The following is an 11297-nucleotide window of genomic DNA, read 5'->3' on the forward strand; positions in this document are numbered from 1 at the left end:
GGGTCGGGGGTGAGGGGGCGCGGCGCCCGAGCGCTGTTCACATCCGTCCACTCGCCCATCGTCCGGCGAGTCGCTCTCCGAACCAGAGCGTGCGAACAATTCGCTCACCCTCACCCCCGGCCCCTCTCCCTCAAGGGAGAGGGGAGAAATAAAATCCGCCGCTATTTCACCCGGCCGATTGGGCGCACCTCTTCGCCCTGCATCTCCAAACGGCTGTCGCCCAGCGAGCGCCGGGCCTCTTCGGCGAGTTTCTCCAAGCGGGCGACGACCTCCGGGTTTTTGTCGGCGACGTTCTTCGTCTCGGACGGGTTCTGTTTGAGGTGGTAGAGGCCGCCGTCGGTGAAGTGGTTCATATAGGCGGACGGTGTGCCGTGGCGGCCGCCGCCGGAGAGCAGGCTGCGGTAGCCGTGGGGGAAGTGCAGCTTCCAGTCACCGCTGCGGATCGCCTGCAATTCGCGTCCCCAATAAAAGAGCAGCGCCTCGTGCGGGGATTCTTTCGTCTCGCCTTTGAGCAGCGGCAGGATCGATTTGCCGTCGATCACGCGGTCGTCGCCGAGGGCGGCCCTGAGGTCTTCGCCGATCAGGTCGGCGACGGTGGGCAGCAGGTCGATGGCGCCGCAGGGGGCGTCGCAGACCGTGCCGGCGGGGATCGTGCCGGGCATGTAGAACAGCGTCGGCTCCCGCTGGCCGCCCTCCCAGGTGGTGCCCTTCCCTTCGCGGAACGGGCCGGCGTCGCCGCCGTGGGTGCCGTAACTCAGCCACGGACCGTTGTCGGAGGTGAAGACGATCAAGGTGTTCTCCCGCAGGTCGTTCTTCTCCAACGCCTCGACGATCTGACCGACGGACCAGTCGATCTCCATAATCACGTCGCCATACAACCCGCGACCGCTTTTGCCGGCGAACTTGTCGCTCACGAAGATCGGCACGTGCGGCATGCTGTGGGGGACGTAGAGGAAGAACGGTTCGTCTTTCTTGCGGTTGATGAAGTCGACGGCGTGCTCCGCGTTCCAGGTAGTCAGCAGGGCCTGGTCGGGTTTATCGACCGCGGCGATCTTCACCTGCGGCACGCCGGCGTTCTCGCCCTCCAGCGGCGTTTCATAGAGCGGCAGCGGCGGGTAGCCCCGTTTGCGGTCGGCGCGGGCGTCCGGCATGTGGGCGTAGCGGGGGTGCAGCGGCCACATATCGTTGGAGTACGGCAGGCCGAACCACTCGTCGAAGCCTTGATCGGTCGGGAACAGCCCCGGTTCGTCGCCGAGGTGCCACTTGCCGAAGATCGCCGTGGCGTACCCGCGGGTTTTGAGGAAGTCCGCGATCGTCACCTCGTCCGGGTGCAGGCCGACCTTCGCCTCGGGGCCGAACGCCCCGGAGACGCCGACGCGGTTCGGATAGCACCCCGTCAGCAACGCGGCCCGGCTGGCGCTGCACACCGCCTGGGCGGCGTAGAAGTGGGTGAACTTCATTCCCCCTTTCGCCAGGGCATCGAGGTGCGGGGTGGCGATGTCGGTCGCGCCGCTGAAGCCGGCGTCGCCGTAGCCCATGTCGTCGCAGAACACGATCACCACGTTCGGCGGACGTCCCGTCTCGGCGGCGTCGGCGGAGGCGTCCTCAGCTTGAGCGGTCGGCGGCGCCGCGAGCGGGGCGAGCAACAGGGCGAACAGCGCGGCGGGGCGAATCACGGCGGGAAGACTCCAGGAAGGGGCGAACGGAGCCACGATAGGGAAGCCGGGATTCGTTCGCATGCGGCTCTGGTTCGCGGGGGCGTTGGACAGCATGCCAGATTGTCTGTCGAACGCTCTGTGGCCTTCGTGCGTCGCTTGCGGTTTCGCGGCGCTCAAGATTCTCGGACGCTGCGAAACCGCAAGCGGTCATCCCAGAGGGGAAGAGCGCTCGTCGGACCGGCTGGAGACAAAGAAAAATCTCGCCTGCTCTGATTTTCCCTCAAGTTTCGGCCGCGGACGGTCGGGGCCGGGGTGGACTCTGTGCGGCGGGGTGTCCTAACACCCGCGACGACCGACGTTCGCGGGCGCCGTGCGTTCGCAAGAAGGGCGTCGCGAATCGGTCGTTTTTCATTCCCCGTTCGTCGGCCCGCCCCCATGTTCCGCCCCGTCCGGCTGCGAATTGCCCCGCCGCGGATGGTTTCGCGCAGCCTGCGTCGGCGGGAACCGGGCCAGTGGAACCGGGGTCGGCGCTCCGTGTTATTGGCGGTCGCGGCGGCGGCGGCGGCGGTCAGCGGGTGCTGCTCCTCCGCCTACGGCCCCTCGCCCTACGGCGGCGGGGTGCCGGGCTATTACAACCAGCCCTACGGCGCTTCCCCGTATGGCGCTCAGCCGTACGGGCAGCCGCAGTTCGCTCCGCAGCCGATTCCGGGCACGATCCAGCAGCAGGGCGGAACCTACCTGGGCGCCCCCTCGAACGGCGGGGTGCCCGCGCTGCCGGCGCCGGATAGCGGCTTCGGCTTCCCGGACTCGGGCGACTTCGACAATCTGGGCGAGCCGACCTACGACGGCGGCTTCGGCGAAACGCCCACCGGCGGCAGCAGCGGCCCGGACAGCGGCGGCCCCTTCTACGACGGCGACAACGCCGGGTACGGACCGCCCCCCGCCAACGGCGGCGGCACGCCGGTCCCGCCCCTCGATGACTACGACACCCTCGATATCGATTCGCCCAACCCGGACGGCGTGCAGGACTTTGAACCGGCCCCGCCGGGAGACTCTCCGTTCGAAGGCTTCCAGGATCCGGCGCCGGGAGACTTCGGCTCGAACGACCCCTTCCGCGAGAACAGCCCCGGCTCGCCCAGCCCGAGCCTCGCCGCCGCCGCCTCGGCCGCCACGCCGTTGCCGCAAACCCCGGCTCAGCCGCTGCTGGGGACGAACGCCGGCGGGGCGAACGGCCGGATCGAACTTCGGAGCGCCGCCGCTTCCGCCCAGCCCGCCGGGCCGTCCCGCACGGTGACCGGCGTCGTGGAGCACGATCCGGCGACGAAGACCTGGACCCTCACCTACACCATGAGTCCCGATCGCGGCGATCGGTTCGGCGGCGTGCTGACTCTCCTCGATAACGGCCACCTCGCCGGATTGGAGGGCGAGAAGAACCTGATCGTCTCCGTCGACGGCCGCATCGACCCGGCCGCCGGCCCGGACGCTTTGGGCAAGCCGCGGTTCCGCGTCGAAGCGGCGAGCGAACGCGGGTACTACGAGGGGCAGTGATGACCCTCGCCCAAGCCGGAGCCGCGGCTCCGACTTGGGCGAACGGGTTTGCGGGGATACGCTGGTTCGCCCCGCCCCTCGCGAGTGTCCGAAACGTGTCCAAGAAGCTGCTGTTCGTCGTCGGCGATTACGTCGAGACGCTCGAAGCGTTCGTTCCCTTTCAGGCGCTGGGGGCGATGGGCCACGAGTGCGTCGCCGTCTGTCCGGACAAGGGCGCCGGCGAGACCGTCCGCACCGCCGTGCATGACTTCGACGGCGCCCAGACCTACAGCGAGAAGCCGGGGCACCTCTTTCACCTCACGCACGACTTCGACGGCGTGAACCCCGCGGACTACGACGGCCTCGTGCTGCCCGGCGGCCGGGCGCCGGAGTATCTGCGGCTGGACGATCGGGTGCTGGACCTCGTCCGTCACTTCTTCCGCGAAGACAAACCGGTCGCGGCGATCTGCCATGCGTTGCAGATTCTCTCCGCGGCGGGCGTGCTGACGGGCCGCACCTGCACCGCCTACGCCGCCTGCGGACCGGAGGTGAGCGCCGCGGGGGCGACGTATGAAGAGGTGCCGCCGACCGACGCCGTGGTCGACGGGAACCTCGTCACCAGCCCCGCGTGGCCCGGTCACGCGAAGTGGCTGCGGGCCTTCGCCGAGGTGTTGGAAAGCCGTTGACGTGATCCGGCGAGCCGGGGGGCTTGTCCCCCCGGACCGGGCTTGGGGGAACGTCGCCTCCCGCTCGGTTCGCTGCGCTCACCGGTCCGGGGGGATGAACCCCCCGGCTCGCTTCGTTACTCCCGATTCGATTCGTTCATGCTGACCGCGTCCCGTATCGTCGCCGCCGGAGCGATCCTCGGCGGGCTCGGCGTGGCCTGCGGCGCGTTCGGGGCGCACGGCGTCGCCGGATTCGTCACGGAGCGGTATCCGGACGCCGCGCTCGCGGCCCGTCGGTTGGAGAACTGGCACACCGCGGCGGACTATCACCTCTGGCACGCCCTCGCCGTGATCGCCTGCGGATTGCTGGCGAGCCAAGTGAAAGCCAAGGCGCTGACCGCGGCGGCGGGGTGCTTCGCGCTCGGCACGCTGATCTTCAGCGGCAGCCTGTACCTGCTGACGCTGACCGGCCGCACTTGGTTCGGCGCCGTCACCCCGATCGGCGGCGCGCTGCTGATCGTCGGCTGGGTGCTGCTGGCCTGGGCCGCGTGGCGCGGTGAGCGAAGGATTTGATCCTTGGCAGCCCGAGGCGCAAGCCGAGGCCGGGTAATTTTACAAACGCCGAACAGCCTCGGCTTGCGCCTCGGGCTGCCGGATGCGGGGGGCTGGGGGTCACTCGCCCGACAACGCCGCCAGAAACGCCCGGCGGAGTTCCGGCTTCGTCAGTTCCGCCCGCCGACGCAGTAGATCGACCGTCGCAGCGAAGGGGAAGCCGGGCAGGCTCGGGCTGTCCTCGCTCTCTTCGTAGGCGCCCTCGGGGGAGAGCGTGCGAACGGTCACGGCGTCGTTTCGCCACGTCCACAACTCCCGCACGCCCAGCGCCGCGTACACTGCCGGTTTGTCCAGCATCGGGTTGGAAACGACCACCTCCACCGACAGATCCGGTACGGGATCGCCGGCGTCGAAGTCGATCCGCGTCTTCCCGCGAATCGCCTCGACGTTGGCGATGTAGTAGCTCTCGTCGCCCTCCAGACTGCGGGCGACGTCCTCCCCTTCGACCGTGAAGTCGCCGAGTCCCCGCCAATCGCGGTCGGTTTCGCTCAGGAACTGTTCGATAAGAAAACCGAGCAGCGACGACACTTCGCCATGGGAAGAGGAGACGGTCATCAGCAGTTCCAGCCGGCCGCGGTCGTAGGTCATGCGGATGTGGTCGTTCGCCGGTTCGTCCCGCAGCGCGCGGAACGTCTCCCATGAGACCCCTTCTAATAACACCCGCTGCTCGAGCATCGGGCGGGGTTCCGCCGCCGGATCGGCGACCGAGTCCAGACTCAGCGGGGGCGACGGGACTTGCGGGGAGCCGGGCCGTTGATGGACCGGCGGATCGGCGACGGCGGGCATCGGAGCGACCTGCGGGGAAGACGGCGACTCGATCGCAGGGAACGTTTCCTGACAGACCGGTCGGAAACGATTCTACCGCGCCGCCCGGGGCGACGGAGCACGTTCCGGTCGCATGGACGCGGGCGACGACGGTCCCGGGAACAGACGGCAGTTCCGGGGATGGCGGTGCGGATGCGGCGGCGGGGCGGTCGATACGATGAATCCCGCCCGTGCCCCGGCTCCTTGACCGCTTCGCGGAAAACTCGCCGAACCCCCACATGTTGGGGCGCCCCCGGGAGGTTTGCGGGTGACTCCGGAGCGACCCCCTAGGGTCCGCCCCGCATTCCGTGAACGTCATGTTGGGTTTCGGGCGCACTGCGGGTACAACCTGTGGGGTTCGAACCAGCGACCCCCTGATCCGCCCCCCGGCTCCGCCGTCGCTTCGTCGGTTTCGTTCGACCACCAGACTTCTTCTCCCCGCCGCGAACCGTATGTCTGCCACTCTCGCTCCGCGTACGCTCTCCCCCGCCGGCTCCCAGGCGGGGGACAGCGGCGCCCTTTCGTTCGATGACGCCCCGGCTCGCCCCGCCGCGCCGGTCGAGAACCCCGCGAACGCCGAGGGGCTGACGACCGAGAACACCGGCCGGTTCGACGTGGACGCCAAGCGGCTGATCAACTGCGGTGCCGTCGACGTCAACCAGCTGATGCCCCTGAAGTACAAGTGGGCGTGGGAGCACTACATCAACGGGTGTGCCAACCACTGGATGCCGACCGAAGTCCCGATGACCAAGGACATCGAGACCTGGCGCAGCGACAAGCTGAGCGACGACGAACGGCTCGTGATCCTGCGGAACCTCGGCTTCTTCGCGACCGCGGAGTCGCTGGTCGGCAACAACCTCGTGCTGGCGATCTTCAAGCACGTCACCAACGCGGAGTGCCGCCAGTACCTGTTGCGGCAGGCGTTCGAAGAAGCGATCCACACGCACACGTTCCTGTACATCGTGGACAGCCTCGGCCTGGAAGAGGGCGCGCTGTTCAACATGTACCGTGAGATCCCCGCGATCGCCGCGAAGGACGAGTTGGAGATGGAGCTGACCCGGGAGATCATGGACCCGAACTTCAGCACGGAGACCTTCGAAGGCGCTCAGGCGTTCCTCAAGAACCTGATCGGGTACTACCTGATCATGGAGGGGATCTTCTTCTACAGCGGCTTCGTGATGATGCTGTCGTTCCACCGCCGCAACCTGATGACCGGCGTGGGCGAGCAGTTCCAGTACATCTTGCGGGACGAGACGACCCACCTGAACTTCGGGATCGACCTCATCAACGGCATCAAGGCCGAGAACCCGGAGCTGTGGACGCCGAAGTTCCAGCAGGAGACCCGCGCCCGCATCCTGCACGCGGTCGAACTGGAGATCGCTTACGCTCAGGACTGCCTGCCGAAGGGCGTGATGGGCCTGAACGCCGACTTGTTCCGCGACTACGTCCGCCACGTCGCCGACCGCCGGTTGGAACGCATCGGACTGGGCGCCGAGTTCGGCGCGTCCAACCCGTTCCCGTGGATGTCGGAGACGATCGACCTGGCGAAGGAGAAGAACTTCTTCGAGACCCGCGTCACCGAGTACCAGACCGGCTCCGCCCTCTCCTGGGACTGATTTGATTAGACACGACATAACGCCGAGGCTCCGTGGAGCCTCGGCGTTATGCATTCATAGACAGAGATTCATGGGCAGATCGCCGCACGCGGGTCGGCGGAACGGGGGCCCGGGTCTACAGTCACCGCTCTCCCTCTGTCGTTGCCGTTTCGCTCGCGTATATGTCGTCGCTCCTGTCCTCCGACCGTCCGCCCGGCTCGGTGCGGGAATTGCTGTCCCCCAAGCAGGTCGCCGCGGCGGCGGGGGTCAGCGAATCGACCGTCAAACGCTTGGTGGACGACGGGGCGTTGAAGGCGGAGAAAACCGCCGGCGGGCACCGCCGCATTCGGTTGTGCGACGCGCTGGCCTGGGTGCGGAGCCGCGGATGCGGCAAGCTGAACCCCGAAGCGCTGGCGGGGGCGGTGCCGGCGCTGGAGGGCGCCGCGGGCATCGATCTGTGCGATCGCAAAGCGGTGCTGGCCCGCTACGCGGAGGCCTTGGAGGCCGGCGAAGAAACGGTAACGACCGGCATCGCCGTCGCCCTGTTCGTCGCCGGGGCGAAGTTGCCGGTGGCGCTGGAGGAGCCGGTCTTCGGGAGGTTTGCCGAACTGCGGGCGCGGTGCGATCATCCGAGCCGCGAGTGCAGCGTGCTGCATCGGGCGCTGGCCAACAGCATCGCCGCCGCCGGCCGGCTGCGGGACTTGATCTGCGAGGGCGCCGATCACTCCCCTTCCGCGGATCGTCTCTCCGCGGACCGCCCGTCCGCCGGGAACCCGTCCGCCCCGAACGTGACGCTGGCGGACGTGGGCTACGAGGTGGACTCCCTGCCGGTGCATCTCGCCGCAACGGTCGCCGCGGCGGCGGGGTGCAACGTGACGAACCTCGGCGCCGGGGTGCCCGCGGAGGTGTTGTCGGGCACGATCGAACGGCTGCGTCCCCGCTATCTGTGGCTCTCCGCGAACGGGGCCGGGCGGGCGGACGAAGCCGAAGTCGCCGCCGCCTTCGCTGCGGTGAAGACCGCCTGTCAGGCCGACGACGTCACCCTGCTGACCCACGGCGACGCCGTCCCGCCCGCCGTCCTGTCCGAAAGGGGCGTTCGGCAGATCGACTCGCTGTCCGCCCTCGCGGACCTGCTGTCTCCCTGAGAACATCCGTCAAGCGGCGTCCCTGATACCTCCGGGACCGGCGTTCGTCGGCGGTTTGCGGATTCGGCCGTGTGAGTCCTGTTGTCAGGATGGGGCGTTGAATTGGCGGGTTCCGTCGGCCATAGTATCTGTATGAGCCGATTCGTCACGCTGTCCTCCTGTCTGCTCCTCGCGGGGTCCGCGGCGTCGGTCCGCGCGGCGGACGTCGAGCCGACCGAGTCGCCCGCCCCCGCGGTGGACTTCGCCCGGGAGGTCCAACCGCTGTTGGCCCGCAAGTGTCTCGCCTGTCACGGCCCGGACGATGCGGAGGGCGGGCTGATGCTCGGCTCCCGCGAGACCGCCCTCGCCGTCACCGACAGCGGCGAACCGGCGATCCTCCCCGGCAACGCCCACGGCAGCACGTTGTGGGAACGGATCACCTCCGACAGCGAATGGGATCAGATGCCCCCCGAGGGCGACCGCCTGACGGCGGAAGAGGTCGAGATTCTGCGTCACTGGATCGACGACGGGGCGAAGTGGGAGGAGCACTGGGCCTTCGAGGCGCCCGTCGTCGCCGACCCGCCCGCCGTCGAGACGAACGATCCGACGACGATCCTCAACCCGATCGACCGCTTCATTCAAGCGCGATTGGAAGCCGCGGAGCTGGAACCGAACGCCCCGGCCGATCCGGCGACGCTACTTCGCCGGCTTTCCTTCGACCTGACCGGCCTGCCGCCCACGCCGGAGGAGACCACGGCGTTTGTCGTCGCGTCCGGCTTCGACGGGCCCGGCCAGGCATACGAACAGGCGGTCGATCGGCTGCTCGCCTCGCCCCGCTACGGCGAGAAGTGGGGCCGCCATTGGCTCGATCTGGTCCGCTATGCGGAGACCAACAGCTTTGAACGCGACGGCGACAAGCCGAACGCTTGGAAGTACCGCGATTACGTCATTCGCAGCTTCAACGACGACAAGCCGTACGACCGCTTTATCGTCGAACAACTGGCCGGCGACGAACTGCCCGCCGACAGCCCGGCCCAGCGGGCGGAGAACCTGACCGCCACGGCGTTTTATCGGTTGGGCATCTGGGACGACGAACCGGCCGACCCGGAACTGGCGATCTACGATGAACTGGACGACACCGTCCGCACCGTCTCCGAGGGCGTGTTGGGGCTGACCGTCGGCTGCGCCCGCTGCCACGATCACAAGCTCGATCCGATCCCGCAGGCGGACTATTACAAGATGGTCGCGGTCTTCCGCGACGTGACCCCGTTCGACACCCGCGGCCGCAACAGCGGCAACAATCAGGCGGACGTCACCCCGCCGGAGGTCGCCGAGGCCCACCGCGCCCTCGACGTGGAGTTGGCCCGGTGGGAGTCGAAGAAGCGGGAGATCGAACAGCGGGGCATCGCCAAAATGTCCGGCCCCGATCAGCGGGCCACCGAGGGGCCGCCGAAGCGACGGGAGAACGTCCTCAAAAGGGAGTTGCATAAACACCTCTCCGCGGACGAGGCGGAGGAATATCGTTCCATCAAAGAGCACCTGGAAGGCGTCGACGCCCGCCGCAAAGCGCTGCCGTCGCGGGAGACGACGTTGGCCGTCGCGAAGACCTACGAACCCGGCAAGATTCCCGCGACCTTTCTGCTGGCCCGCGGAAGCGCCCAGGGGGCGACCGGCGACCCGCTCGAACCGGGCGTGCCGGAGATCTTCCAGGACGACGGAGTCGACGCCGAGGAGTTCGCCCCGACCCCCGCCGTCGAGGGCAGCGCCGGCCGCCGGTTGGCGTTCGCCAAGTGGGCCACCGACCCGGAAAACCGCCTCACCGCCCGCGTTGCGGTGAACCGCATCTGGCAGCACCATTTCGGCCGGGGACTGGTTCGTTCGTCCAACAACTTCGGCAAGTTAGGAACCCCGCCGACGCACCCGGACCTGTTGAACTGGCTCGCCGATCGGTTCGTCGCGGAGGGGTGGAGCCAGAAGCGTTTGCACAAACTAATCGTCACCAGCGCCGCCTATCGCCGCTCCAGCGGCCCGAACGCCGCCGCCGCGGCGGCTGATCCGCTCAACGATCTGTTCTGGCGGTTCGACCCCCGGCGTTTGACCGCGGAGGAACTCCGCGACGCCTCGCTGGCCGTGACGGGCGAATTGAACCTCGAGATGTACGGTCCGAGCTTCTATCCGAAATTGAGCGAAGAAGTGCTCGCCGGTCAGTCCCAGCCCGGCAAGGGGTGGGGGAACAGTTCCGAGGAGGAACGGGCGCGTCGGGCCGTGTATTCGTTCATCAAACGCAGCGTGATCGACCCGGCGCTGGCGGACTTCGATTTTCCGGAGACCGACGCCCCCTGCGAAGCCCGCTTCAATACCGTCCAGCCCGCCCAGGCGTTGGCCCTCTTAAACGGCGACTTCGCGAACGAACGCGCCGTCGCTCTGGCCGAGCGAATCCGCGGGGAAGCGTTGAAGGACGACCGCGCCCGCATCGCCCGGGCCGTCGCCCTGACGACCTCCCGCCCCGCCACCGACGAGGCGGCGCAAGACGGCGTGCGGTTTATCGAACAGATGCAATCCGACTACGACTTCGACGCCGACCGCGCGTTCGAACTGTGGTGCCTGGTGACGCTCAACGCGAACAGCTTTTTGTACTTGGATTGATTGGAGGATGGATGAACCGCAGTACTACGTCGCCGGTGGGGTTCGCCGTAGCGTCGCTGCCCGCGAGGCCGGGGCGGCGACGTTGCCGGCCATGCTGTTTCGAGATGGGTTCCCGCCGCAGCCCATCGATGTTCCCCTCGCCGCCCTGCATGTTCCCGAAACGAAGGACGTGATCAGCCGAACCTCGTCCCGCTATCGGCAGGTTCTCGTCGATCTGCCGCGGATTCTGACCGGTACAATGAACGCACCGATCGAAGTCCAGCCGCTGGGCGCCCGCGGCCAATCCGCATCAATCCCCCTCGCCGCCGTGAGGCTCGAACTATGAATACGCCGCCGCCGATTCTCAGGGCCAAGCTGGATCGGATTCTGAATCATGGCCTCTGCTTCGTCCGCAATAACATCTCAGGCCGTCATGAAGCGGATGCGTCCACCCGAGAAGAGATCTTCCAAGTGTGCGACGCTTTGGAGGTGATACCGACCTTCTTTCACCGCTGGGATGAAGAATCGGAACCTTTCATCCGGGAAGTAATCGGGGAGTTGCGGCGAGCGGTGCCGCACCTCGGCGAACGGTTCCAGATGTTTCTGGACATGCCGGACGAGGAGTACGCCGACTGCTATCTCCGCGGCCGCAGCGCCCCGCAAGCCGCCCCCGCCCCGCCTATCGCT

The 11297-nt window shown here is 67.8% G+C and carries 10 protein-coding genes; 8 read left to right on the forward strand and 2 right to left on the reverse strand.

Annotated features, from left to right (window positions below; all coding sequences use genetic code 11):
* Positions 1-161 precede the first annotated feature (161 nt).
* Positions 162-1676 (reverse strand): sulfatase family protein, encoded by a 1515-nt coding sequence (locus LzC2_RS17295; RefSeq protein ID WP_315854719.1) that lies wholly within the window; start codon positions 1674-1676, stop codon positions 162-164.
* A gap of 417 nt (positions 1677-2093) precedes the next feature.
* Here LzC2_RS17295 and LzC2_RS22905 point away from each other — a divergent pair, with 417 nt between their 5' ends.
* The 3 genes from LzC2_RS22905 to LzC2_RS17310 all read left to right on the forward strand — a co-directional run bounded on the left by LzC2_RS22905 (position 2094) and on the right by LzC2_RS17310 (position 4423).
* On the forward strand, positions 2094-3206 hold the full coding sequence (locus tag LzC2_RS22905) for a hypothetical protein (protein WP_171189276.1): 1113 nt from the start codon (positions 2094-2096) through the stop codon (positions 3204-3206).
* Positions 3207-3301: 95 nt separating this feature from the next.
* Positions 3302-3871, forward strand: coding sequence for a DJ-1/PfpI family protein (locus tag LzC2_RS17305; RefSeq protein ID WP_171189284.1), 570 nt, complete (start codon positions 3302-3304; stop codon positions 3869-3871).
* A 138-nt stretch (positions 3872-4009) separates the two neighbouring features.
* Positions 4010-4423 carry a DUF423 domain-containing protein gene (locus tag LzC2_RS17310; protein WP_171189277.1) on the forward strand — a complete coding sequence of 138 codons (414 nt, stop codon included), beginning with the start codon at positions 4010-4012 and terminating at the stop codon, positions 4421-4423.
* A gap of 99 nt (positions 4424-4522) precedes the next feature.
* Here the strand turns inward: LzC2_RS17310 and LzC2_RS17315 are convergent, their stop codons facing one another.
* Positions 4523-5248 carry a Uma2 family endonuclease gene (locus LzC2_RS17315; RefSeq protein ID WP_171189278.1) on the reverse strand — a complete coding sequence of 242 codons (726 nt, stop codon included), beginning with the start codon at positions 5246-5248 and terminating at the stop codon, positions 4523-4525.
* A 470-nt stretch (positions 5249-5718) separates the two neighbouring features.
* On the opposite strand from LzC2_RS17315, the gene LzC2_RS17320 reads away from it, so the two are divergent.
* From LzC2_RS17320 to LzC2_RS17340, 5 genes are all read left to right on the forward strand, one after another.
* Complete coding sequence (locus LzC2_RS17320) at positions 5719-6882, forward strand: ribonucleotide-diphosphate reductase subunit beta (protein ID WP_171189279.1); 1164 nt, start codon at positions 5719-5721, stop codon at positions 6880-6882.
* Between the two features lie 161 nt (positions 6883-7043).
* Positions 7044-8006 carry an excisionase family DNA-binding protein gene (locus LzC2_RS21890; RefSeq protein ID WP_206678770.1) on the forward strand — a complete coding sequence of 321 codons (963 nt, stop codon included), beginning with the start codon at positions 7044-7046 and terminating at the stop codon, positions 8004-8006.
* A 132-nt stretch (positions 8007-8138) separates the two neighbouring features.
* Complete coding sequence (locus LzC2_RS17330) at positions 8139-10631, forward strand: PSD1 and planctomycete cytochrome C domain-containing protein (protein WP_171189280.1); 2493 nt, start codon at positions 8139-8141, stop codon at positions 10629-10631.
* Positions 10632-10638: 7 nt separating this feature from the next.
* Entirely contained in the window at positions 10639-10956 is a 318-nt protein-coding gene (locus LzC2_RS17335; protein WP_171189281.1) for a hypothetical protein, read from the forward strand.
* Positions 10953-11297 (forward strand): hypothetical protein (locus tag LzC2_RS17340; RefSeq protein ID WP_171189282.1); only part of this gene is annotated, 345 nt, incomplete at its 3' end. The genes LzC2_RS17335 and LzC2_RS17340, both read left to right, overlap by 4 nt.

This window comes from Alienimonas chondri (assembly GCF_013036045.1).
In the GTDB taxonomy this organism is placed as follows: Bacteria; Planctomycetota; Planctomycetia; order Planctomycetales; family Planctomycetaceae; genus Alienimonas; species Alienimonas chondri.